This window comes from Pseudarthrobacter sp. BRE9 (assembly GCF_031844305.1).
In the GTDB taxonomy this organism is placed as follows: Bacteria; Actinomycetota; Actinomycetes; order Actinomycetales; family Micrococcaceae; genus Arthrobacter.
This window is the reverse complement of the sequence record NZ_JAUZUY010000001.1, coordinates 1-21,986: the sequence shown is the minus strand read 5'-3', so window position 1 is coordinate 21,986 and position 21,986 is coordinate 1. Positions and strand designations below refer to the sequence as shown.

General features: G+C 66.7%; 25 protein-coding genes and 1 riboswitch. Of the genes, 18 read left to right on the top strand and 7 right to left on the bottom strand.

Going from position 1 to position 21,986, the window contains the following annotated elements; translation table 11 throughout:
- The first annotated feature begins 45 nt into the window (after positions 1 to 45).
- Positions 46 to 780: an alpha/beta hydrolase gene (locus tag Q9R31_RS00125; RefSeq protein ID WP_311260763.1), complete on the top strand. Its 735-nt coding sequence runs from the start codon at positions 46 to 48 to the stop codon at positions 778 to 780.
- Here the strand turns inward: Q9R31_RS00125 and thiC are convergent.
- A complete protein-coding gene (gene thiC / locus Q9R31_RS00120; RefSeq protein WP_397428176.1) occupies positions 777 to 2,603 on the bottom strand; it encodes a phosphomethylpyrimidine synthase ThiC in 1,827 nt (608 codons plus the stop codon). The two genes, Q9R31_RS00125 and thiC, sit on opposite strands and share 4 nt — an antisense overlap.
- Positions 2,599 to 2,706: riboswitch (TPP riboswitch) on the bottom strand. Its footprint overlaps the gene before it by 5 nt.
- Before the next feature lie 79 nt (positions 2,707 to 2,785).
- On the opposite strand from thiC, the gene Q9R31_RS00115 reads away from it, so the two are divergent.
- The 17 genes from Q9R31_RS00115 (at position 2,786) to Q9R31_RS00035 (ending at position 16,268) form a co-directional block, all read left to right on the top strand.
- On the top strand, positions 2,786 to 3,868 hold the full coding sequence (locus tag Q9R31_RS00115) for an amidohydrolase family protein (RefSeq protein WP_311260762.1): 1,083 nt from the start codon (positions 2,786 to 2,788) through the stop codon (positions 3,866 to 3,868).
- A gap of 99 nt (positions 3,869 to 3,967) precedes the next feature.
- On the top strand, positions 3,968 to 4,843 hold the full coding sequence (locus tag Q9R31_RS00110; RefSeq protein WP_311260761.1) for a VOC family protein: 876 nt from the start codon (positions 3,968 to 3,970) through the stop codon (positions 4,841 to 4,843).
- A gap of 119 nt (positions 4,844 to 4,962) precedes the next feature.
- A complete protein-coding gene (locus Q9R31_RS00105) occupies positions 4,963 to 5,418 on the top strand; it encodes a hypothetical protein (RefSeq protein WP_311260760.1) in 456 nt (151 codons plus the stop codon).
- A 234-nt stretch (positions 5,419 to 5,652) separates the two neighbouring features.
- Complete coding sequence (gene rpsP, locus Q9R31_RS00100; RefSeq protein ID WP_311260759.1) at positions 5,653 to 6,075, top strand: 30S ribosomal protein S16; 423 nt, start codon at positions 5,653 to 5,655, stop codon at positions 6,073 to 6,075.
- Between the two features lies 1 nt (position 6,076).
- Positions 6,077 to 6,319 carry an RNA-binding protein gene (locus Q9R31_RS00095; protein WP_013601399.1) on the top strand — a complete coding sequence of 81 codons (243 nt, stop codon included), beginning with the start codon at positions 6,077 to 6,079 and terminating at the stop codon, positions 6,317 to 6,319.
- Between the two features lie 134 nt (positions 6,320 to 6,453).
- On the top strand, positions 6,454 to 6,999 hold the full coding sequence (rimM, locus tag Q9R31_RS00090; protein ID WP_311260758.1) for a ribosome maturation factor RimM: 546 nt from the start codon (positions 6,454 to 6,456) through the stop codon (positions 6,997 to 6,999).
- Positions 7,000 to 7,812 carry a tRNA (guanosine(37)-N1)-methyltransferase TrmD gene (trmD, locus tag Q9R31_RS00085; RefSeq protein WP_311260757.1) on the top strand — a complete coding sequence of 271 codons (813 nt, stop codon included), beginning with the start codon at positions 7,000 to 7,002 and terminating at the stop codon, positions 7,810 to 7,812. It begins immediately after the preceding gene.
- Between the two features lie 235 nt (positions 7,813 to 8,047).
- A complete protein-coding gene (gene rplS / locus Q9R31_RS00080; protein WP_018768283.1) occupies positions 8,048 to 8,407 on the top strand; it encodes a 50S ribosomal protein L19 in 360 nt (119 codons plus the stop codon).
- Positions 8,408 to 8,491: 84 nt separating this feature from the next.
- A complete protein-coding gene (gene lepB / locus Q9R31_RS00075) occupies positions 8,492 to 9,169 on the top strand; it encodes a signal peptidase I (RefSeq protein WP_311260756.1) in 678 nt (225 codons plus the stop codon).
- Positions 9,170 to 10,000 carry a signal peptidase I gene (gene lepB, locus Q9R31_RS00070; protein ID WP_311260755.1) on the top strand — a complete coding sequence of 277 codons (831 nt, stop codon included), beginning with the start codon at positions 9,170 to 9,172 and terminating at the stop codon, positions 9,998 to 10,000.
- A gap of 2 nt (positions 10,001 to 10,002) precedes the next feature.
- Positions 10,003 to 10,824, top strand: a complete 822-nt coding sequence (locus tag Q9R31_RS00065) for a ribonuclease HII (RefSeq protein WP_311260754.1) — start codon at positions 10,003 to 10,005, stop codon at positions 10,822 to 10,824.
- Positions 10,825 to 10,873: 49 nt separating this feature from the next.
- Positions 10,874 to 11,200: a DUF2469 domain-containing protein gene (locus Q9R31_RS00060; RefSeq protein WP_056335405.1), complete on the top strand. Its 327-nt coding sequence runs from the start codon at positions 10,874 to 10,876 to the stop codon at positions 11,198 to 11,200.
- A 109-nt stretch (positions 11,201 to 11,309) separates the two neighbouring features.
- A complete protein-coding gene (locus tag Q9R31_RS00055; protein ID WP_311260753.1) occupies positions 11,310 to 11,666 on the top strand; it encodes a YraN family protein in 357 nt (118 codons plus the stop codon).
- Entirely contained in the window at positions 11,666 to 13,210 is a 1,545-nt protein-coding gene (locus Q9R31_RS00050) for a YifB family Mg chelatase-like AAA ATPase (RefSeq protein WP_311260752.1), read from the top strand. The genes Q9R31_RS00055 and Q9R31_RS00050 overlap by 1 nt, the downstream gene beginning before the upstream one ends.
- Positions 13,211 to 13,356: 146 nt before the next feature.
- Positions 13,357 to 14,553, top strand: a complete 1,197-nt coding sequence (gene dprA, locus Q9R31_RS00045) for a DNA-processing protein DprA (RefSeq protein WP_311261598.1) — start codon at positions 13,357 to 13,359, stop codon at positions 14,551 to 14,553.
- Positions 14,554 to 14,598: 45 nt separating this feature from the next.
- On the top strand, positions 14,599 to 15,525 hold the full coding sequence (locus Q9R31_RS00040) for a tyrosine recombinase XerC (protein ID WP_311260751.1): 927 nt from the start codon (positions 14,599 to 14,601) through the stop codon (positions 15,523 to 15,525).
- A 239-nt stretch (positions 15,526 to 15,764) separates the two neighbouring features.
- On the top strand, positions 15,765 to 16,268 hold the full coding sequence (locus Q9R31_RS00035) for a DUF3145 domain-containing protein (protein WP_311260750.1): 504 nt from the start codon (positions 15,765 to 15,767) through the stop codon (positions 16,266 to 16,268).
- Positions 16,269 to 16,381: 113 nt separating this feature from the next.
- On the opposite strand, the gene fabF is transcribed toward Q9R31_RS00035, so the two are convergent.
- From fabF to Q9R31_RS00005, 6 genes are all read right to left on the bottom strand, one after another.
- Positions 16,382 to 17,617 (bottom strand): beta-ketoacyl-ACP synthase II, encoded by a 1,236-nt coding sequence (gene fabF / locus Q9R31_RS00030; protein ID WP_311260749.1) that lies wholly within the window; start codon positions 17,615 to 17,617, stop codon positions 16,382 to 16,384.
- Between the two features lie 177 nt (positions 17,618 to 17,794).
- Positions 17,795 to 18,040, bottom strand: a complete 246-nt coding sequence (locus Q9R31_RS00025; RefSeq protein WP_009359314.1) for an acyl carrier protein — start codon at positions 18,038 to 18,040, stop codon at positions 17,795 to 17,797.
- Between the two features lie 77 nt (positions 18,041 to 18,117).
- On the bottom strand, positions 18,118 to 19,179 hold the full coding sequence (locus Q9R31_RS00020; protein ID WP_311260748.1) for a beta-ketoacyl-ACP synthase III: 1,062 nt from the start codon (positions 19,177 to 19,179) through the stop codon (positions 18,118 to 18,120).
- Positions 19,176 to 20,105: an ACP S-malonyltransferase gene (locus tag Q9R31_RS00015; RefSeq protein ID WP_311260747.1), complete on the bottom strand. Its 930-nt coding sequence runs from the start codon at positions 20,103 to 20,105 to the stop codon at positions 19,176 to 19,178. The genes Q9R31_RS00020 and Q9R31_RS00015 overlap by 4 nt, the downstream gene beginning before the upstream one ends.
- Before the next feature lie 88 nt (positions 20,106 to 20,193).
- Positions 20,194 to 21,438, bottom strand: a complete 1,245-nt coding sequence (locus tag Q9R31_RS00010) for a helix-turn-helix domain-containing protein (RefSeq protein ID WP_311260746.1) — start codon at positions 21,436 to 21,438, stop codon at positions 20,194 to 20,196.
- Between the two features lie 187 nt (positions 21,439 to 21,625).
- The coding region (locus Q9R31_RS00005; protein ID WP_397428175.1) for a transketolase-like TK C-terminal-containing protein at positions 21,626 to 21,986 on the bottom strand (361 nt) is incomplete at its 5' end.

Here is a 21,986-nt window from a genome sequence, read left to right as displayed (position 1 = left end):
GGATGGTTCCCGGGGGATGTCAGTGCCGTGGAATAGGGTTGGGACATGTTCAAGCAGAGGGTAGTTTTCGTGCACGGCGCCGGGACTTTTGGCGCCGCCGCGTGGCCGCGCCAGCACGGCATGGCACTGTCCTATGACGCATTGTTCCTCCGCCGGCACGGCTTTGATGCCGTGGCGGAGCCCCTTGAGTCCTCCTTCGCCGAGGACACCGCCATTATCCTGCGGTCCCTGGCCGATGACGGGCGGGGCGCCGCCGGAGGGCATGTGGTGGCGCACGCCCAGGGGGCCATCGCGGCCATGATGGCCGCTGTCGAACGTCCGGACCTGGTCTTTTCGTTGACCCTCGTGGAGCCGGCCTGCCTCTCCCTGACGGCAGAGCTTCCGGCCACGGCAGCCCACATCAGCCTGATGCAGCCCCTCTTCGACGTCCGCCACCAGCTCAGCGACGAAGACTTCCAGCGTGAATTCGTCAGGCGGGTCTTTGCCACCGACCTCCAGCAGCCCGCCACCACGGAGGAAAAAAGGTCCGCCCGCAGGCTGCGGCTCCAGGCCCCCTCGTGGGAGGCGCCGCTGCACATCGTTCCCGGTGTGCCCACGCTGGTCCTGACCGGCGGGTGGGAGCCGCTTTACGAGGAAATTGCCGGCTATCTCCGGGAGACCGGCGCCCTGCACCGCGTTGCCGCGGGAGGGCACCGGCCCCATGACTCCCCGGACGGGGACCGGGCGATCCGGCAGTTCATCAGCCAGGTCAGCCGGAGCCAGCCCGCCCGGGCCTCCTAGCTCCCGGCAGGAAGGCGCAGCTCGGGCAGGTAGACCTTGCCGCCGGCCGCCAGGAACTCTTCGCTCTTCTCCCGCATCCCGGATGCCACACCGGCGCGCGCAGCCTGGGCCTCCGCGGAGCCAAATTCGTCCCGGATGTCCTGGCTGATCCGCATGGAGCAGAACTTGGGCCCGCACATCGAACAGAAATGCGCCGTCTTGGCGGGCTCCGCCGGCAGGGTCTCGTCGTGGAACGCCTCCGCCGTCACCGGGTCAAGGGACAACGCGAACTGGTCCCGCCAGCGGAATTCGAACCGCGCCTTGGACAATGCGTCGTCCCGTTCGCGCGCCCCCGGGTGGCCTTTGGCCAGGTCCGCGGCGTGGGCGGCAATCTTGTAGGTGATCACGCCGGTCTTCACGTCGTCCTTGTTGGGCAGGCCCAGGTGTTCCTTCGGGGTGACGTAGCACAGCATCGCGGTGCCGTAACGGGCAATTTCGGTGGCGCCGATTGCCGACGTGATGTGGTCATAGCCGGGGGCAACGTCTGTCACCAGCGGCCCCAGGGTGTAGAACGGCGCCCCCTTGCACAGTTCCTGCTGCCGTTCGACGTTTTCGCGCACCAGGTGGAAGGGAACGTGGCCGGGCCCTTCCACCATCACCTGCACGTCGTACTCCCATGCGCGCTGGGTGAGCTCGGCGAGCGTGTCCAGTTCCGCGAACTGGGCGGCGTCGTTGGCGTCCGCCGTTGAGCCGGGGCGCAGGCCGTCCCCCAGGGAGAAGGCAACGTCGTACTTCGCGAAGATTTCGCACAGTTCGTCGAAGTGTGTGTAGAGGAAGTTCTCCTGGTGATGGGCCAGACACCATCCGGCCATAATCGAGCCGCCGCGCGAGACAATGCCCGTCACGCGGTTGGCAGTCAGCGGCACATACCGAAGCAACACCCCGGCGTGGATGGTCATATAGTCCACGCCCTGCTCACACTGTTCAATCACCGTGTCCCGGAAGATCTCCCAGGTCAGTGCGTTGGCCTCGCCGTTCACTTTTTCCAGGGCCTGGTAGATCGGCACGGTACCGATCGGGACGGGGGAGTTGCGGATGATCCATTCCCGTGTGGTGTGGATATCGTCGCCGGTGGACAGGTCCATCACGGTGTCGGCGCCCCATTGCGTGGCCCACTGCAGCTTGTCCACCTCTTCGGCGATGGAGCTCGTCACGGCCGAGTTGCCGATGTTGGCGTTGATCTTCACCAGGAACGCCTTGCCGATGATCATCGGCTCGGACTCCGGATGGTTGATGTTGTTCGGGATGATGGCCCGGCCGGCAGCCAGTTCGCTCCGGACCAGCTCCACGTCGCAGTTCTCGCGGAGCGCCACGAATCGCATTTCCTGCGTGATGATTCCCTGCCGGGCGTAGTGCATCTGGGTCACCGTCCGGCCGTCGACGGCGCGGCGGGGCACCGGCTGCGCCCCCTTCCACTCCGCCGAGGCAGCCCCCCGGCGGACGGCCGAGCGGCCGTCGTCGAGCAGGTTGCGTTCCCTGCCGCTGTAGGCCTCGGTATCCCCGCGCGCCACGATCCACTCCGCGCGGAAGGGCTCCAGGCCGCGGACCGGGTCGCTGCCCGGGCCGGCGGTCCGGTAGGTCCGGAAAGGTGCGTTCGGCTGCCCGTTGGGTGACGGCTCCAGGGCAATTTCCGTCACCGGTACCCGGATTCCGGAGGCGGCGTCGTCAATGAACGCCAGCGAATGCGACGTCAGGGACTGGGTCACCTGTGGCACCGGATCAGCGCCGGACTTCCCGGCGGACGGCTGGTGGGCAGGGTTCAACTGGGTGTTTTGCGTACTCAAGGGAATACTCACTTCCTTCGCCGGCATTACCCGGACAGGTTCAACGGTCGCAGGCTGCGTCAGCCCGATCTCAGCCCCTGCAAGGGCACCCGTGTGGTCAGGAAAGAAGCTACCACAGGCCCCGGGAAGAGCCTTGTCACATTCGCGGGTGCTAGCCTGACCGGGCATCGAAAGGAAGCCCGATGGCAGACATCATCTACTTTCGCGGACCCGTCCTGACCGCACCGGACCGGGTACGCCATGGACTCTGGTCGGTGGACGGCAAACTCACATTCAGCCGGCCCGCTGCCCCTCCGGAGCGGGTACTCGACGGCTGGGTGCTGCCGGGGTTTGCGGACGCCCACTGCCACATCGGGCTTGGCCCCGCCGGCCCTGTCGAACCCGCCGTTGCACGGGCCCAGGCGCTGGCCGACCTCAACGCCGGAACACTGCTGGTCCGCGACGCCGGCTCACCTGCCGACACCCGCTGGATGCAGGGCGGCCGGGACTTCCCGGTGCTGATCCGTGCCGGACGCCATGTAGCCCGCACGCGGCGCTACCTGCGCGGTTTCGCCGAGGAGGTGGAGCCCGGCAGGCTCGCGGAGGCCGTCCGAAAGCAGGCGCGCGACGGCGACGGCTGGGTCAAGCTGGTGGGCGACTGGATCGACCGGGGCGCCGGCGACCTCGCGCCCTCCTTTCCTGCCGCCGTCGTGCGTGATGCTGTCCAGGCTGCCCATGACGAAGGTGCCCGGGTCACTGCGCATTGCTTTGCCGAGGACACCCTGGACCAGATGCTGGACGCCGGCATTGACTGCATCGAGCACGCCACGGGGCTGCTGCCCCGCCACCTGCCCCGGTTCGTGGAACAGGGTGTGCCGATCGTGCCCACCCTCATCAACATTGCAACCTTCCCCGACATCGCTGCACAGGCAGATGCCAAGTTCCCACGCTATGCGGCGCACATGCGCGCCCTCTGGGAACGCAGGCTGGAACGGGTGGCCGAGGCCCATGCCGCCGGGGTGCGAATCTTTGCCGGCACGGATGCAGGCAGCGTGATCCGCCACGGCAGGATCGCCGATGAGGTCCTCGCCCTGCACCGGGCAGGCCTGCCCATGGAGGCGGCCCTGGATGCTGCCTGCTGGGCAGCCCGGACCTGGCTGGGAGCGGACAACCTCGCGGAAGGTGCGCGGGCCGACGTCGTGGTGTGCCGGGAAGACCCGCGGGCCGTGCCGGAGACCATCACAGCCCTGGAGCATGTGGTGCTGGGCGGCCGGATCATCCGCTGACCTGCCCCGGTCCGGCACTTGGAATAAATTGAATCTTCAAGTAATTTTAATATGTGAAAGGCCGCCAACGGGACGGCCTCCAATACAAGGAGCCTTCACATGACCGAAGCAGCCAGCAGCCAGGATCTTCTTCCTGCCGACCTCGCCATGGGCACGGTGATGCTCAAGGTGGGCGACATGAAGCTCATGACCGACTACTACCAGCGCGCGTTGGGCCTTGAGGTGGTGGCTGAGCAGGACGGCGGGCTATACCTTGGCAGGCTCGGCAGGCCGCTGGTCCACCTGGCGCCGGCCCCCGGGCTGCACCTTCCCGGCAGGGGGGAAGCGGGCCTGTTCCACACCGCTTTATTGTTCGAGGACCAGGCTTCCCTGGCGGCCACCATCGCCACGGCTGCCCAGTACGAGCCCCGCTCCTTCACCGGCAGCGCCGACCACCTGGTCAGTGAAGCGTTTTACTTCACCGACCCTGAGGGCAACGGCATCGAGCTGTACTGGGACCGGCCGCGCAGCAACTGGTCCTGGAACGGGACGGACGTGGTGATGGACAGCCTCGCGCTCCCGCCTCAGCGCTACCTGGAAAAGCACCTCACCGAAGAATCCCTGGAGGGCCAGCGGCAGACGTCCGCCGGCGTAGGGCACGTCCACCTCCAGGTTGGCGATGTCCAGACCGCCCGGGACTTCTACGTGGGCACCCTCGGTTTCGAGAAGACGGCGGGCTGGCACGGGCAGGCGCTGTTCGTTTCCGCGGGCCGCTACCACCACCACATGGCCATGAACGTCTGGAACAGCCGCGGCGCCGGCCCCCGCAAGGACACGCTTGGGCTCGGCGAGGTGCTCATTGAGGTTCCCTCGGGTGACGACGTCGGGGCGCTGGCTGACCGCCTCAGGGTCGCCGGGGTGCCGGCCCACCACACCGGTGCGGAGCTTCGGTTCGAGGACCCGTGGCGCAACCGGCTCCGGGTGGCCGTCCGCTGACCGGTTCCTCAGACCCCGGCGTGTGCGCAGGTGGCCCGGCAACTACTAGGCTGATTCCGTACGGCGGGGGCTGCAGGCAGCCCCCGGCACGCAGCTCCGCCAACGGAAGGGCACCCGCAATGGGCTTCACCGAGATCTTTGTCGCCACCCATGACGCCGCACTGAAACGCGCCGGCATCCTCGATGAAGGAAGCGGATCCGCTGCGGACGGCGGGCCCGCGGGCCAGGCAGTACGGATCCAGGACATCAGCGACTTCGAAGTCGAGCAGCTGGGCGACCTTGCCGGGACTGCCGTGCACGCCGGCGGGGCCGACTACGAGCTGACCATGGTGGACGTTTCCAGCGATTCCCTCCTTGCCGTTCCGCCGGCCATGGTCCGCGCCCTTGCCGACTTGCTCTCCTACGAAACCGAAGGCGAAGGCAACGTCCTGGACGACGTCGCCGAACAGTGGGCCGGCCAGGAGGATATGCCGTTCGGCGCCGGGCAGGCCCGGGCCTACGTGCAGCAACTGGCCGAACTTGCCGCCGCCGTCGACGATTCCGAGCGCACCGGCCTGTACGTCTGGTCCGCTTGACCGGGTGACGCCAATTTGGCAGCCCGCGGCCCGGCCAAGGGCTCGCTGCGCCATCGCGCGTGGCGGGCCAAGTCGAAATAACGCCGTTCATCTGGCACAATAAACAGGTACTCGATCTGCGTGGCCCCTCTCTCCGCGTCCGGATCCTGTCCTTCGAACCCGCAAGTACGGCCCGCCCCACGGGTGCAGAAAGCCGGGTTCACCCCTTTTTCTGAAACAGGAGTGACCACAAAAGTGGCCGTAAAGATTCGCCTTAAGCGCTTCGGCAAGATGCGCGCCCCGTACTACCGCATCGTCGTTGCGGACTCACGCACCAAGCGTGACGGCCGTGCCATCGAGGAGATCGGCAAGTACCACCCCACCGAAGAGCCCTCGTACATCGAGGTCAACTCCGAGCGTGCGCAGTACTGGCTCTCCGTGGGCGCCCAGCCGTCCGAGCAGGTTGCCGCGATCCTGAAGATCACCGGTGACTGGCAGAAGTTCAAGGGCCTGCCGGGCCAGGAAGGCACCCTCAAGACCAAGGTCGCGAAGGAAGCTTTCGTTGCCCCGGAGAAGGGCTCGGTCATCATCCCGGAAGCCATCACCAAGAAGGCCTCCAAGTCTGACGCTGCCGAGGCCCCGGCCGACGCCGAAGCTGAGACCACCGAGGCTGAGTAAATTGCTGGCAGAAGCGCTGGAACACCTGGTCCGCGGAATCGTCGATTCCCCGGATGACGTCAAGGTCAGCTCCAAGAGCAACCGCCGCGGGGATACCCTCGAGGTGCGCGTTCATCAGGATGACCTGGGACGGGTGATCGGCCGCCAGGGCCGCACGGCCCGCGCATTGCGCACCGTGGTGGCTGCACTGGCCGGCGGCGAACCGGTGAGGGTCGACGTCGTCGATACCGACCGCCGCCGCTGAGCGCTCGGCAACATTCAGCTTTGCTCCGGCCCCTTCACCATCAGGTGAAGGGGCCGGACTGCTTTGATCAACAATGCGGTTTCAACAACACACTGCTTTCAGCAGAACCACCACAACCCGGAACAGAGGAACAGATGCAGCTTCAGGTGGCACGGATTGGCAAGCCGCACGGCATTCGCGGGGAAGTCACGGTCCAGGTGCTGACCGACGCTCCGGAGGACCGGTTTGTCCCGGGCACGGAATTCATGGTTGAACCTGCCGCGGCAGGACCGTTGACCGTGTCGAGTGCGCGCTGGAACAAGGACATCCTGCTGCTCGGTTTTGAGGAGGTGGCGGACCGCAACCAGGCCGAAACCCTTCGCGGCGCCAAGCTGTTCATCGAAACCGAAGAACTGGACGGGGACGACGACGAGGGTTGGTACGAGCATGAGCTTGTCGGCCTTGAGGCCCGGGTAGGGGAGCAGGTGGTGGGCAAGGTGACGGCACTGAACACGATGCCGGTGCAGGACCTGCTCACGGTCACCACCCCGGATGGCAAGGAGATCCTCATTCCGTTCGTGGAGCAGATCGTGCCCGAGGTGAATGTCGGCGAAGGCTTCATCCTCCTCACCCCGCCGGACGGCCTCTTCGAAGTCAACTCCGACGAAGCCGCCGCCTCCGAACCGGAAGGCACGGACTAGATGCGGATCGACGTCGTCAGCATCTTCCCCGAATATCTCGCCCCGCTCGAACTCTCGCTGATCGGCAAGGCCCGCCAGGACGGAATCCTGGACCTGCACGTCCATGACCTGCGCAGCTTCACCACGGACAAGCACCGGTCCGTCGATGACACTCCCTACGGCGGCGGTGCCGGAATGGTCATGAAGCCAGAGCCCTGGGCGCAGGCGCTCTCAGCAGTGGCGGAGGGGCGGCCGGATCCGCAGCGCAAGCCCGTCCTGATTGTGCCATCGCCCGCAGGCGAGCGGTTCACACAGGCTCTCGCCTACGAACTGGCTGAGGAACAGCACCTGGCGTTTGCATGCGGGCGGTATGAAGGCATCGATGAACGGGTCATCGAATGGGCGCAGGAGCACTTCACCGTCCGGCCGGTCAGCCTGGGCGACTATGTGCTGAACGGCGGGGAGGTGGCCGTCCTGGCCATGGTGGAAGCCATTGGCCGCCTGCTGCCCGGCGTGGTGGGCAACCCCGAGTCCCTGGTGGAGGAATCCCACTCCGACGGGCTGCTGGAATATCCGGTCTACACCAAACCTTCCGTTTGGCGCGACCGCGAGGTGCCGCCGGTGCTCCTTAGCGGCAACCATGGCAGGATCGCCCAATGGCGGCGGCACGAGCAGTACCGCCGCACGGCGGAGCGGCGGCCGGACCTGCTGGAAGGGTTCGACGCCGGCAGCCTCCCGCGCGCCGACCGCACGGAATTGCACAACCTGGGGTACGACATTGTGGACGGCAGGCTGGCCCGCCGGCCCGAGGCGGCAGCCGGGCAGCAGGATTAGTGCCGGACGAATTGGCGTAACCCTGCCACTGTGGCAAAATTAAGCTTTGTGTCTGCTGGGTCCGCACCTGCCACAGGGGGTAGCGCGGCCAACAGCCGGACAACCGGCCCCATCAACCCTTGAAGCGGCCGGACCATTTTACTTCGGCGGTGAGACCCGGCCTGCCTTCCGGCAGCCGGCCTTGCCTGCCGTGACCCAAAGTGAATGACCTGTGGCGTTCACCAGGAGTGCAATCATGCATATTCTCGATTCCGTCGATGCAGCCTCGCTGCGCAACGATGTTCCCGAATTCCGCGCCGGCGACACGCTCAAGGTGCACGTGAACATCATCGAAGGCAAGAACACCCGTGTCCAGGTCTTCCAGGGCTTCGTCCTGGGCCGCCAGGGCGACGGCGTGCGCGAAACCTTCACCGTCCGCAAGGTCTCCTTCGGTGTCGGCGTGGAGCGTACCTTCCCGGTGCACTCTCCGATCATCGAAAAGATCGAGGTTGTCACCAAGGGTGACGTCCGCCGCGCCAAGCTGTACTACATGCGTGCACTGCGCGGCAAGGCCGCAAAGATCAAGGAAAAGCGCGACTTCAGCTCCGCCAAGTAAGTCCTTCACGGACCTGCCGCCAGGCTGGAGAGCGGTCGTAGCCGGCAAGCGCCGGAGCAATGCACCAGCGCCAGGATACGGACCATGCACCAGACAAAACGCCAGCCCCGCAAAATGGGCTGGCGTTTTGTTTTACTGGCCCTGGTCCTCGCCGTGGCCATCAGCGGGGTGGTCCGGTCCCTGTGGCTCGACGTCTACTTCATCCCCTCGGAGTCCATGGAGCCGCTCCTGGAAGGCGGGGACCGGATCCTCGTGTCCCGCACGGACTTCCAGGCCGAACCCATCCGGCACGGCGACGTTGTTGTCTTTGATGGACGCGGCAGCTTTGCGCCCTTGAACAGCGGCAAAGGTCCGGTGGTGGATGCGGCAGCCGCCGCCATGCAATGGCTTGGGCTTACCGGCAGCGACACAACATACGTCAAACGGGTCATCGGTCTTCCCGGTGACACGGTGGTCTGCTGCGACGCCGGTGGCAAGGTCACCGTCAACGGCGCACCCTTGGACGAGCCCTACGTCTTCCCCGGCGACGCACCCAGCACGCAGAAGTTCAGCACCCTGGTTCCGGAGGGCAGGCTCTGGCTGATGGGCGACCACCGCTCAGTGTCCGCCGATTCGCGCAGCCTGCTTGGCGCCCCCGGCGGCGGGTTGGTTCCGCTGGACCGGGTGATTGGCAGGCCGGTCCAGATCCTTTGGCCGCTTGATAGATTTGCCCCAGTAGCACGGCCGCCCGCTGCGGGGCCGACAACAGAGAACGGACGGTAAATGCCCGAGAACCACGCGCGGAAACCTGAACCGCGCCACGACGGCGCATCAGAGACGCCGGCCGTTCCAGCTTTCTCCGTGCCCGGTGAGAGCGGGGAACCCGCACCCGGGCCCGGGCACCGGCGGGACAGGGCGTCGTCGAAGGCAGCCGGCAAGTCCAGCGGCAATCCCCTGCTGGGGTGGCTCAGGGAGATCGCCACGGTGGTCGTCATTGCCGTCGTGCTGTCCTTCCTCATCAAAACCTTCCTGTTCCGGGCCTTCTTCATCCCGTCGGAGTCCATGGTGAACACCCTGGACGTGGATGACCGGATCTTCGTCAACCTCCTGGTTCCGGAGCCCTTTGCGCTCAGCCGCGGGGACGTTGTGGTCTTCCGTGACACCAAGGGCTGGCTCCCGCCGGCACCGGCCAAGGCGCAGGGCCCGTTCACCTGGGTCCAGGACGGACTGACGTTCGTTGGCCTGCTGCCGGACAACTCGGAGCAGCACCTGGTCAAGCGCGTCATCGGGCTCCCGGGCGACCACGTGGTCTGCTGTGACGCCGGCGGTAAACTGACCATTAACGGGACAGCCATTGACGAGAAGTACATTAATCCCGCCGAAGTCCCGCAGATCCGCAACTTTGACGTCACCGTTCCGGAAGGCAAGGTGTGGGTGATGGGCGACAACCGGAACCACTCCGCCGATTCCCGTGCCCACATGGAGACCGACGGGGGATTCATTGACCTCAAAGACCTCGAAGGCAAGGCTGCGGTCATCGCCTGGCCGCTGAACAGGATCAAGACCCTGGACAACTACCCGGACGTGTTCCACAGCGTCCCGGCGGTCCGCTGACCATGTCTTCAGCAGTCCAGGCGTCCCCGGCGGTGAAGGCTTCTCCGGCAGGGAAGGCTTCCCCGGCAGTGAAGGTGCGCTCCGGTTCAAAGCCGGCGGCACGTGGTGCGAAGGCACCCACGCTGCGGCACGAGCGGAGCTTCAAGGCCCAGGGGATACGCCTGCTGGCCGGGGTGGATGAAGTTGGCCGCGGCGCCCTCGCCGGTCCTGTCAGTGTGGGAATCGCCGTCGTGGACCTGGAACGCCAAAAGCCGCTTGCCGGCGTGCGGGACAGCAAACTCCTCAGCCCGGCTGAACGGGAACGGCTGGATCCGCTGGTGCGGCGCTGGAGCGTCGCTTCGGCGGTGGGGCACGCGTCCGCCGGTGAAATTGATTCGCTCGGTATCATCGCCGCCCTTCGGCTGGCAGGTACCCGAGCGTGGAACAGCATCCTCAGTACGGGAACCACCCCTGACGCTGTGCTCCTGGATGGAAGCCACAACTGGCTTTCCCCGGCAGACCAGCTGTCACTGTTCGACCAGCCAGTGCTGGAGTCCGCATGTGAAGCTCCCGTCCACACCAAGGTCAAGGCTGACTTGCAGTGCCTCAGCGTCGCGGCGGCGAGCGTCATTGCCAAGGTGGAACGGGACCGGATGATGCGGGACCTGCACAGCGAGTTTCCCGAATACGGCTGGGACATCAACAAGGGGTACGCCACGGCAGCCCACCGGAACGTCCTCCGTGCCGCGGGCCCCACGCCCTACCACCGGGTCAGCTGGCGGCTGCTGGGAGGGGAACTGCAGGGCGTCGAGGTGCCCGACGGGGAAGAGCCGTACGAAGACTGACTCCCGCCGCCCGGCGGCAGCCACGCCGGACATGGTGCAAGATGGAAGCATGAGTGCTGAGGATCTTGAGAACTATGAAACCGACATGGAGCTTCAGCTCTACCGTGAATACCGCGACGTCGTCGGCCTCTTCAGCTATGTTGTCGAGACCGAGCGGCGCTTCTACCTGGCCAACCATGTAGACCTCCAGGCCCGCAGCGCCGACGGTGAGGTCTATTTCGACCTGACCCTCCAGGACGCCTGGGTGTGGGATGTCTACCGCTCGGCACGGTTCGTCAAAAGCGTCAGGGTCCTGACCTTCAAGGACGTGAACGTGGAGGAACTGCCCCGCAACGAGGAACTGGCCCTGCCCAAGGACGTGGACCTGGGCAACTAGGGTCCCGCGGGGACCCTGACTTCCCCTCCACACCGGCCCCTGTCCACATACGGCAGGGGCTTTCTGTCGTCCGCAGCCATCCGCCGCCAGGCTGGTTGCGGAGGTAGAAATGAAATCCAAAGACCTGTTGGGCCGGCGGGGCGAAGACCTTGCCGTGGGCTATCTTGAAGCGCTGGGCATGCTGGTGGTGGAGCGCAACTGGAGGTGCGCAGACGGCGAGATCGACATTGTCGCGCTCGACGGCGACGCCCTGGTCATCGCCGAAGTCAAAACCCGCCGCTCGCTCGACTACGGCCACCCGTTTGAAGCCGTGGGCCCGGAAAAGCTCGCCCGGCTGCACCGCCTTGGTGCTGCCTGGTGCCGCGACCGCGAGCTGCGGATGCCGCTGCGCCGCGTGGACGTCATCGCCGTCCTGGACGACGGCGGCGGCGAACCCGTGGTCGAACACCTCAAGGGGGTGGGGTGATGGCACTCGGGCGGACCTACTCCGTCGCCCTCGTGGGGCTCAACGGCTACATGGTGGAAGTCGAAGCGGACATCGGCCAGACGCTCCCGGCCTTCGTCATTCTTGGGCTGCCGGATGCTTCGCTGAATGAAGCCAAGGAGCGCATCCGGTCAGCTGCGAAGAACTCAGGGATTCCGCTCAGCCGCAGGAAGATCACCGCCAACCTCATTCCTGCTTCGCTGCCCAAGCGCGGCTCGGGTTTCGACCTCGCCGTCACCATGGCCGTGCTCCGGGCAGCGAACGACATCAAGCCCACAGGCCGGACTGTCTTCATCGCTGAGCTGGGACTGGACGGCAGGCTGCGGCCGGTGCGGGGCATCCTGCCGGCGGTCATGGCGTCGGTCCAGGCCGGTTATCCGGAGATCGTGGTGGCGCAGGCCAACCTTGCCGAGGCCTCCCTGGTCCCGGGCGCCATAGTGAGCGGGTACCGTACGCTTGCCCGGCTCGCCCTCGACTTTGGTGCCGATCCGCAGGAACTTGCGCTGGACTTCGAACCCGACGAGCCCGACGACGCCGGTGACGGCCAGGCCTTGCCTGGGCCATGTCCCGACATGGCAGATGTCTCTGGGCAGGGCGAAGCCCGCAGGGCGTTGGAAGTGGCTGCCGCCGGTGCCCACCATCTGCTCCTCACGGGGCCGCCGGGTGCCGGCAAGACCATGCTGGCGGAGCGGCTGCCCGGTCTCCTGCCTGACCTTGGCGACCACGAGTCAATGGAAGTCACAGCCATCCACTCGCTGTGCGGCCTGCCCGCGTCGTCTGTACAGCTCCTGCGCCGGCCGCCGTTCGAGAACCCGCACCACTCAGCCACCGCTGCAGCCATCATCGGCGGCGGGACGGGCCTTCCGCGGCCGGGTGCAGCATCACGTGCCCACCGGGGCGTGCTGTTCCTTGACGAGGCGCCCGAATACGAACGCCGTGTCCTGGACGCGCTGCGGCAGCCGCTGGAGAGCGGGGAGCTGGTCATCCACCGGTCAGCCGGAACAGCAGCCTACCCTGCCCGGTTCCAACTGGTGCTCGCGGCCAACCCCTGCCCCTGCGGCAAGGCATCGGGTAAAGGGCTGGACTGCACCTGCACCCCGGTAATGCGCCGCCGCTACCTCGCCAGGATGTCCGGGCCCCTGCTGGACCGCGTGGACATCCAGTTGCAGGTGGAGCGGGTGTCGCTGGCCGAGTTCGGCCAGGCGGGCGCGGAAGAGGGCACCGCGTCAGTGGCACGGCGGGTCCTGGACGCGCGTGCCCGGCAAGCGGAACGGTTAAAGTGCTTCGGCCTGGAGACCAATTCGCAGGTGCCCGGGCGCATCCTGCGCGGTGAATTGCGGCTTCCGCCGGCCGCGACCCGGATCCTGGACCAGTCCCTGGAGCGGGGCATACTCACCGCGAGGGGGTATGACCGCGTCCTTCGGCTTGCCTGGACCCTCGCGGATCTGGGGCACCGCGGGACGCCGGACCCAAACGACATCGGACAGGCGCTGGGTCTGCGGCAGGCCGCGGCGGCCACGGCATGACACACGCGGCCACGCCGAGCGAAATGAAGGAACCGGACATGGAACAGGAATCGGGTGTGCAGAAGGAACTGGCTGTGGAGAAGGAACTGGTCGTGGAAAACGACTCGGGTGTGCAGAAGGCCCCGGGCGTCAGGGAGGCGCAGGGCATGAAGAAGTCCTCGGGCCGGGATGCCGAACGGCTGGCCCGCGCCGCCCTTTCACGGCTCATGGAGCCCCAGGACACCGCGGGCCTGGCTCTCGTACAGCTGGCAGGGGCAACGGACGCCCTGCGCATCGCCACCGGACAGGTGGCACCGGGGCCTGACCTGGAGCGCGGGATGACGTCTCTGCTGGCTGACAGCGGGGCTGGCGGCAGCTGGGCCGGACTCGCTGCCGCATTGAAGCGTTGGCAGCCACGGCTGCCTGACCTTGCGCCCGAACGCGACCTTGCCACCATGGCGCGGCTCGGCGGCCGCCTCATCATTCCCGGCGACGAGTTGTGGCCGGCCCAGCTGGCTGACCTGGGAATCCAGGAACCCATCTGCCTTTGGTGGCGCGGGCAGGAACAACCGCTGCCGGGTGCGGACAAGTCCATCGCCCTCGTGGGATCGCGGGACAGCACCAGCTACGGGGCGGCCGTGACAGGGGACATCGCCTACTCGCTGGCGCAGCGGGGCTTCACGGTGGTATCCGGCGGAGCCTACGGTATCGATGCCCATGCGCACAGGGCCGCGCTCGCCGGCGGATCCGCCGCGGTCCCCACCATCGCCGTCATGGCCGGGGGAGTGGACCGGTTCTATCCATCGGGCAATGATGACCTGCTGCGCGCCGTGGCAAACCAGGGTGCGGTGCTGGCCGAGGTACCACCGGGATCTGCCCCTACCCGCTACCGCTTCCTCCAGCGGAACCGCCTAATTGCTGCCCTGTCAGCGGTGACGGTGGTGGTGGAGGCACGGTGGCGGTCCGGGGCACTTAACACCGCCCATCACGCAGAGACCCTCGGCCGTGCCGTCGGCGCCGTTCCCGGATCCGTCCACAGCGCCAATTCGGCCGGCTGCCACCGGCTCCTGCGGGATGGGGGAGCCGTCTGCGTCACCGACGCCGCTGAGGTGGCTGAGCTGGCCTCGCCCAGCGGAGCTGCCCTTCCCGATCAACGCACCGCAGAGGCGGCAGTGCAGGACGGATTGACGCTGGAGGATCTGATCCTGCTGGACGCTCTGCCGCTTCGCTCCACTACGTCGGTGGAAAAGCTTTCCGCCGTGGCCGGACTTGGCCAGGACTCCGTGCGGGCAGGGCTCGGGCGCCTCGGGCTGCTGGGACTTGCAGTATCGGAGCGGGGCGGCTGGAAACGCGGCAAGGCATGACCGTGTCCACCGGCGGTCCAGCCGGGAAACTGGGAAAGTAGAGGAGTGGACAATGAAGAACTGCCAGGGGAACTGGACAAGGCACTGGATGCGTTCGCCGGCTATCTGTCAGGGGAACGCGGGGTGTCCGCCCACACCAGGCGCGCGTACCTGGGCGACCTGCGCAGCCTCCTGGCATATGCTGCATCGGAAGGTGCAGTAGGGCTGAAGGAGCTTGAACTGGGGACCTTCCGCCGCTGGCTTGGCAGCCAAAGTACCTCAGGCGCCTCGCGGGCAACCCTCGCACGCCGCTCAGCCACAGCACGGGCCTTCGCCGCCTGGGCCTTGCGGGAAGAACTCATCGACGCGGACCCCGCCCTGCGGCTGAAGGCACCCAAGCGCGAAGGGTCACTGCCGGGGGTCCTGCAGGCATCCCAGCTCACACGCATCCTGGAGGGCCTGGAAAGGGCAGCCGAGGAGGGCGAACCGCTCGCCGTACGGGACCGTGCCATCGTGGAACTGCTCTACGCCACAGGTATCCGGGTAGGCGAACTCGCCGGACTGGATGTCGATGACCTGGACCCGGACCGCCGGACGCTGCGGGTCATCGGCAAGGGCAACAAGGAACGAACGGTTCCGTTCGGGGTGCCGGCGGCCATGGCCGTCGACGACTGGCTCCGGCGGGGGCGACCGGCGCTGGCGAAGGGCAACAGCGGGCCTGCGCTCTTCCTCGGCGCCCGCGGGGGACGTGTTGACCAACGCCAGGTCCGCACGCTGGTCAACGCCCTGTTCGAGGCGCTGGGTGATACCTCCGCATCCGGGCCCCATGCGCTGCGGCACTCGGCCGCCACGCATCTGCTCGACGGCGGCGCGGACCTCCGTGCGGTGCAGGAGATTCTCGGGCACAGCAGCCTGGCCACCACCCAGATCTACACGCACGTCTCGGTTGACCGGCTTCGGAAGAGTTATCAGCAGGCCCATCCCCGGGCCTGATCCGGCTGGCTGACGCACTGGCGTAATTCCGTGGGGTACGGCACAATAAGAGTCACGTCCGGCAACTTTCAAGTGCGGCTTGAAGCTCGCAAGGCTTCGAGCGGCGCTGCAAGCCCGGACACAGCTTAATCTGATACATCTGAATACAGGCAGGGAACCACCGCCGCAGTGCAGGGCACGGCAGTTTCATCCAGGCAGAGGTCGTTGGGGAAGACGTACCTAGAGCTATGGAGGATGGAATGTCTGTTGCAATGACCCGCGGTGTGCTGTTCGTTCACTCGGCCCCTACGGCGCTGTGCCCCCACGTTGAGTGGGCAGTCGGCGCCGTAGTGGACAAGCGGACGGACCTTGAGTGGACCCCGCAGCCTGCTGCGCCCGGAATGTTCCGGGCGGAGTTGTCCTGGACCGGAAGCCCCGGCACGGGAGCGAAACTGGCGTCCTGCCTTCGCGGCTGGGCGCATCTGCGGTACGAGGTGACCGAGGAGCCCAGCCAGGGCGTGGATGGCGGCCGCTGGTCGCACACCCCCGAGCTGGGAATTTTCCATGCCGTCACTGACGTCCATGGCAACATCATGGTGTCCGAGGACCGCATCCGGTACGCCTACGAATCCGGAGCCGGTGACCCTGCCGCCGTCTATCACGAGCTCTCCCTTGCGCTCGGCGAGGCCTGGGACGAAGAACTTGAACCGTTCCGCCACGCTGCTGAAGGCGCACCCGTCCGCTGGCTCCACCAAGTGGGCTGACCGCCGTCGTCCGTTCCAGCCGTGACGACACCACAACACCTCCATAGCGCAAAGGAGGCCCCGCCAGTGGCGGGGCCTCCTTTGCCGTTCCGGGTGGTTCCCCCGGACAATGCCTAGACGCTGCGGATGGCCACGACGGCGTTGTGGCCGCCGAAACCGAACGAGTTGCTCAACGCCACGATGCTCCCGGCGGGGAGGTCACGGGCGGAGGTAACGACGTCGAGCGGGATCTCCGGATCCTGGTTTTCAAGGTTGATGGTGACCGGTGCCTTGCGCTCATGGACCGCCAGCACGGTGAGGACGGCCTCGACCGCGCCGGAAGCGCCCAGGAGGTGGCCCATCTGCGACTTGGTGGCGGATACCGCCACGTTGTCAACGTGGGTGCCCAGGGCGGCACGCAGGGCCGTGTACTCTGGCTTGTCGCCGACGGGGGTGGAGGTGGCGTGCGCGTTGACGTGGACCACGTCTTCAGCCTGGATCCGTCCGTCGAACATGGCCGCCTTCAGGGCGCGGGTGGCGCCAAGCCCTTGGGGGTCCGGGGCAGTGATGTGGTAGGCGTCAGCGGTAACGGAGGTGCCGGCGAGTTCGGCGTAGATTCGGGCTCCGCGGGCCAGGGCGTGTTCCTCGGCCTCGAGGACCAGGGCGCCGGCGCCTTCACCCATGACGAAGCCGTCACGGGCGGTGTCGTACGGGCGTGAAGCACGCTCGGGCTCGTCGTTCCTGCGGGAGAGTGCCTGCATCGAGGCAAATGCTGCCAGCGGCATGGGGTGGATGGCAGCCTCGGCCCCGCCGCACATGACGACGTCGGCCTTGCCCGAGCGGATGAGCTCCAGGCCAAGGTGCATGGCCTCCGTTCCCGACGCGCAGGCGGAAACCGGAGTGTGGGCGCCGGCGCGGGCGCCGAGGTCCAGGCTGACGGCCGCGGCAACACCATTGGGCATGAGCATGGGCACCGTCATGGGAAGGACGCGGCGGGGGCCCTTTTCCTTCAGGGTGTCCCAGGCGTCCAGCAGCGTCCAGACGCCGCCAATGCCGGTGGCAAAGGCAACAGCCAGCCGGTCCTGATCGAACTCGGTAATGCCGGAGTCCGCCCATGCTTCACGGGCTGCGATGACGCCAAACTGGGTGGAGGGGTCCATCCGCTTGGCCTCGACGCGGCTGAGGACGTCAAGGGCCGGCGTGCTGCACCGGGCGGCGAAGTGGACGGGGAGCTCGTACTTGGCTACCCAGTCGTCCTCCAGGGTGCGGGCACCGGAGACCCCTTTGAGGGCGTTGTTCCACATTGTGGGCACGTCGCCGCCGATGGGCGTGGTGGCGCCCAGACCGGTAATGACTACTTTGCGTGTCATGGGATCACTCTTTCGTCGGTGGGGGTATCCGCCTGCGGCTGTCGCAAGGTCCCGCACAGTTTGTTGATCGGCCAGTCCCGGTCGGGGGTACTGTGCCGGATAAATGCGGCGGGCTGCCGGTCCGGTCAGTCCGGACCGGCAGCCCCGCCAAGCCGTAGGACGGCGAAAAGCCTGTGGCTAGGCCTGTGCTCCGGCGATGAAGCTGACGGCGTCGCCAACAGTCTTGAGGTTCTTGACCTCTTCGTCCGGGATGCGCACGCCGAACTTTTCCTCGGCGTTGACCACGATGGTCATCATGGAGATGGAGTCGATGTCCAGGTCCTCGGTGAAGGACTTGTCCAGCTCGACGGCCTCCGGGGCCAGGCCGGTTTCCTCGTTGACGATTTCAGCCAAGCCGGCCAGGATCTCTTCGTTGCTAGCCATTGGTGGCTCCTTTTCTTGTATTGCCGGCAGGGTCTGCCGGAAACGGTCAGGGCCGCGGTTGCGACCCTTGGGCGTATCTAGGGAAGGACAACTACCTGTGCGCCGAAGACCAGCCCGGCACCAAAACCGATCTGCAGGGCCAGACCGCCGCTTAGTCCCGGGTTCTCCTGCAGGAGCCGGTGCGTTGCCAGCGGGATGGAGGCAGCGGACGTGTTGCCGGCCTCGGCAATGTCCCGTGCCACTGTAACCGTCTCGGGCAGCTTCAGCTTCTTCACCATCTCGTCGATGATGCGCATGTTCGCCTGGTGGGGGATGAAGGCAACCAGGTCTTCAGCCTCGATGCCGGCAGCATCGAGTGCCTGCTGGGCCACTTTGGCCATCTCCCACACCGCCCAGCGGAAGACCGTCTGGCCGTCCTGCCGGAGGGTGGGGTATAGCTCCTGGGCTTCCTCCAGGAGGGCAAGGTCGCCCGTGGAGTCGGAATGCCGGGCGGCGAGGCCGAGGTCGCGGACGTCAAGCAGGGAGCGGGTCATGCCAATGGCATCCCACTTGCTGCCGTCGGAGCCCCACACGGACGGGGCGATGCCCGGGCTGTCGGAGGGGCCGATGACGACGGCGCCGGCACCGTCACCGAGCAGGAAGGAGATGGTGCGTTCCCGGTTGTCGATGACGTCGGAAAGCTTTTCTGCACCCACCACCAGCACGTACTTTGCGGTACCGGAACGGACCAAAGCGTCGGCCTGGGCAATTCCGTAGCAGTAGCCGGCGCAGGCGGCGGAAATGTCAAAGGCGGGAGCGGGCGTGGCGCCGATCCGGTCGGCCAGGCTGGCCGCGGCGGAAGGGGTGGCGTAGGGGTGGGTCACCGTGGAAACAATGACGGCCCCGAGCTCTGAAGCCTCAATCCCGGCCTTCTCCATGGCTTCGCGGGCAGCGCCCTCGGCCATATCGATCACGCTGACGCCGGCAGCCGCGCGGTGGCGGGTGACGATGCCGGTGCGCTGGCGGATCCACTCGTCTGAGGAATCGATCCACTGGCAGACATCCTCGTTGGTGACGATGACGTCCGGCCGGTAAGCCCCCAGGCCAAGGATGCGGCTGTGCTCCTGGACCGGAGCCTGTTTCAGCGTGGGAACGCTCATGCGTTGCCCTCCAGTTCTGCAAAAAGCGCCAGTGCGGCGGAGAGGTCGTCGGGGGTTTTGACCGCAACGGTTTTGACGCCGGGCATACCGCGCTTGGCCAAGCCGGCCAGCGTGCCGGCGGGGGCGAGTTCGATCACGCCGGTAACACCACGGTTGACCATGGTTTCCATGCAGAGATCCCACCGGACCGGCCGGGACACCTGGGCGATCAGGCTTTCGACGGCGGCATCGCCGTCGGTGACCTCGCCGCCGTCGAAGTTCGACAGCAGGGGCACCTTGGGCGCCACCGGGTTCAGCTGCGGCTTCAGTTTCTCAAGCGCGCTGACGGCGGGCGACATGTGGCTGGTGTGGAAGGCACCGGCCACCTTGAGCGGGATGACGCGGGCCTTGGCCGGCGGGTTGTCGGCGAGGGCCTTCAGCTGTTCAAAGGTTCCGGCGGCGACTGTCTGGCCTGCACCGTTGACGTTGGCAGGGGCGGCGCCGGCCGCCTCGATGGCAGCCAATACCTCGGCGGGGTCACCGCCCACGACGGCGCTCATTCCGGTGGGGGTGACGGCTGCCGCGGCGGCCATGCTGTTGGCCCGTTCGCGGACGAAGGTCATGGCTTCCTGCTCCGTCAGCACTCCGGCAAGGGCGGATGCGGTGATCTCACCAACGGAGTGGCCCGCGAGGATCACGGGGAGGGAGTTCAGCTCGACATCGAAGAGGGAGGCGGCGGTGACCAGCCCCGCGGCAACGATCAGGGGCTGCGCGACGGCAGTGTCCTTGATGGTCTCCTCATCGGAGGTGGTCCCATGGGCTATCAGGTCGATGCCTGCGATGTCACTCAGGGAGGCCAGCTGGCCTGCCACCGAGGGAAGTTCCAGCCAGGGGGCCAGAAAACCCGGGGTCTGTGAGCCCTGTCCAGGGCAGACTATTGCAAGCACGTAACCAGCTTTCCAAATTACTGTGTGATCCAGCGGTGTTTCACCGCACCAAGCTCACGGGGTCAGGTTGTAGGAAGTCTACAATGCCTCACGACTGGTTCCGGGACACCTGCCGCTCTGTGGCGGCCTTCGGCGGGGCCGATAGGCGGCCCACCACCAGTGCGGCCTGCAGCACGAATGCCTCCCGCGGCAGCAACGGGTCCCAGCCCGTAACGTCGCAGACGCGCTTCAACCGGTACCGCACGGTGTTGGCGTGGACAAAGAGTTCCCGCGCCGTGGCCTCGAGTGAATGGCCCAGCTCCAAATATGTTCCCAGCGTTTCCACCAGGCCGTTGGACGCTGCCAGGAGCGGACGGTAAATGTTCTTCACGAGCGAGCGGCGCGCCGCGTCGTCACCGGAAATTACCCGTTCCGGCAGCAGGTCGTCGGCGGCCACCGGCCGCGGGGCGGAGGGCCAGGCGCGGGCGGCCGTCAGTCCCGCAAAGGCCGACTGGGCGGAACCGCTGGCTTCCAGCAGCGAACTGGCTTCGGGGCCGTAGACCACGGGTCCCGGGGCGAACATGTCGCTCAACTTCACATACGCCGTTTCGCGGTCCTGCACCCCGCCAAGGATGAGGATCAGGCGGTCGCCCTGGATGCCCACCAGGGCATCCTCGGCGTAGCGTCCCGCCATCCGCCGCAGTTCGCTCACATAGCTGGCGCTGGGTTCGCTGGGTGAATTTCCCACCATCACCGTGAAGCGCTCCTGCGCCTTCCAGCCAAGCGCTGCGATGCGTGAGCGCAAGGCATCTGTGTTCTCGCCGCGCAGGATGGCATCCACTATCAGGGCTTCCAGCCGGGTATCCCAGGAGCCCCGGGACTCGGCAGCGCGCGCATACACGTCCGCGGCGGCAAAGGCGACCTCGCGCGAGTAGCGCAGGACGGCCTCGCGCAGGGATGGTTGGTCGGCTTCGGGCGCGATCACCGGTACCTGGTCCTCCACCACCTCCACCACGATCCTGATCAGCTGCAACGCCTTCTGCAGGCTGATCGAACGGGTCAGTTCCGTGGGCGCCGTCCCAAAGACATCCGTGAGGATCCACGACGGCGAGCTCGGCCGCTCATACCAGGTAACGAAAGCGGCAATACCGTTCTGCGCCACCATGCCCAGTGCCGACCGCTCATCCGCGCTGAGCCGGCTGTACCAGGGCAGCGACTGCTCCAGCTTGCGCATGGTGCTGGTGGAGAGCTGGCCTACGTTGGCCCGGAGCTGCTTGAGGGTTTCGGACTTCTCCGGTGTGACCTTCGGCGGGGTCGGTTTCCGCTTGGAGGACGGACTGGTTGGTGCTGGCATTCTTTGAGCATACGGCCACGGTCGCGCAAGCTCCATTTGTGCGAAGGCTACAATCCGCCTTGTCACAGATCACAACCTGCCGCGACCCTTCGGTACCGCCCGTCCCGGACAGGACGACGGCGGCCCCCACCTTGTGGTGGGGGCCGCCGTCTCATGCTGCTGCTGGTTCCGCCGTCCAGCTTTGGGGCTAGGCTTCGCCTCCGGCATTGCCGGTGGTGCCGGCGTTGACGTTGAGCAGCTTGTACTTCTCGATCGCCTTGACCGGGGCGTCCACATCCACCTCGCCACGGCGCGCCAGCATTTCAAGGGCGCGCACCACGATGGAGTGGGTGTCGTTCTTGAAGTAGCGGCGGGCTGCGGCGCGGGTGTCGGAGAAGCCGAAGCCGTCGGCGCCGAGGGTGGCGAATTCGTTGGGGACGAACTGGCGGATCTGGTCCGGGACGGCCTTCATGTAGTCGGACACGGCGACGATGGGGCCGGTGGCGCCTTCGAGTTGCTGGGTGACGAACGGGGTGCGGGCGGGCTGGCCGGGGTTGAGGAAGGCTTCT

Excerpts from the sequence above, each read along its gene's own strand:
- Q9R31_RS00105 (WP_311260760.1), top strand. The coding sequence starts at position 4,963 with ATGGGCTTCACCGAGATCTTTGTCGCCACCCATGACGCCGCACTGAAA.
- lepB (WP_311260756.1), top strand. The coding sequence starts at position 8,492 with ATGCACCAGACAAAACGCCAGCCCCGCAAAATGGGCTGGCGTTTTGTT.
- Q9R31_RS00115 (WP_311260762.1), top strand. The coding sequence starts at position 2,786 with ATGGCAGACATCATCTACTTTCGCGGACCCGTCCTGACCGCACCGGAC.
- rplS (WP_018768283.1), top strand. The coding sequence starts at position 8,048 with ATGCATATTCTCGATTCCGTCGATGCAGCCTCGCTGCGCAACGATGTT.
- trmD (WP_311260757.1), top strand. The coding sequence starts at position 7,000 with ATGCGGATCGACGTCGTCAGCATCTTCCCCGAATATCTCGCCCCGCTC.
- dprA (WP_311261598.1), top strand. The coding sequence starts at position 13,357 with ATGAAGAAGTCCTCGGGCCGGGATGCCGAACGGCTGGCCCGCGCCGCC.
- Q9R31_RS00035 (WP_311260750.1), top strand. The coding sequence starts at position 15,765 with ATGTCTGTTGCAATGACCCGCGGTGTGCTGTTCGTTCACTCGGCCCCT.
- Q9R31_RS00025 (WP_009359314.1), bottom strand. The coding sequence starts at position 18,040 with ATGGCTAGCAACGAAGAGATCCTGGCCGGCTTGGCTGAAATCGTCAAC.
- Q9R31_RS00055 (WP_311260753.1), top strand. The coding sequence starts at position 11,310 with ATGAAATCCAAAGACCTGTTGGGCCGGCGGGGCGAAGACCTTGCCGTG.
- Q9R31_RS00060 (WP_056335405.1), top strand. The coding sequence starts at position 10,874 with ATGAGTGCTGAGGATCTTGAGAACTATGAAACCGACATGGAGCTTCAG.
- Q9R31_RS00125 (WP_311260763.1), top strand. The coding sequence starts at position 46 with ATGTTCAAGCAGAGGGTAGTTTTCGTGCACGGCGCCGGGACTTTTGGC.
- Q9R31_RS00065 (WP_311260754.1), top strand. The coding sequence starts at position 10,003 with ATGTCTTCAGCAGTCCAGGCGTCCCCGGCGGTGAAGGCTTCTCCGGCA.
- Q9R31_RS00020 (WP_311260748.1), bottom strand. The coding sequence starts at position 19,179 with ATGAGCGTTCCCACGCTGAAACAGGCTCCGGTCCAGGAGCACAGCCGC.
- rimM (WP_311260758.1), top strand. The coding sequence starts at position 6,454 with ATGCAGCTTCAGGTGGCACGGATTGGCAAGCCGCACGGCATTCGCGGG.
- Q9R31_RS00050 (WP_311260752.1), top strand. The coding sequence starts at position 11,666 with ATGGCACTCGGGCGGACCTACTCCGTCGCCCTCGTGGGGCTCAACGGC.
- Q9R31_RS00110 (WP_311260761.1), top strand. The coding sequence starts at position 3,968 with ATGACCGAAGCAGCCAGCAGCCAGGATCTTCTTCCTGCCGACCTCGCC.
- Q9R31_RS00010 (WP_311260746.1), bottom strand. The coding sequence starts at position 21,438 with ATGCCAGCACCAACCAGTCCGTCCTCCAAGCGGAAACCGACCCCGCCG.
- fabF (WP_311260749.1), bottom strand. The coding sequence starts at position 17,617 with ATGACACGCAAAGTAGTCATTACCGGTCTGGGCGCCACCACGCCCATC.
- lepB (WP_311260755.1), top strand. The coding sequence starts at position 9,170 with ATGCCCGAGAACCACGCGCGGAAACCTGAACCGCGCCACGACGGCGCA.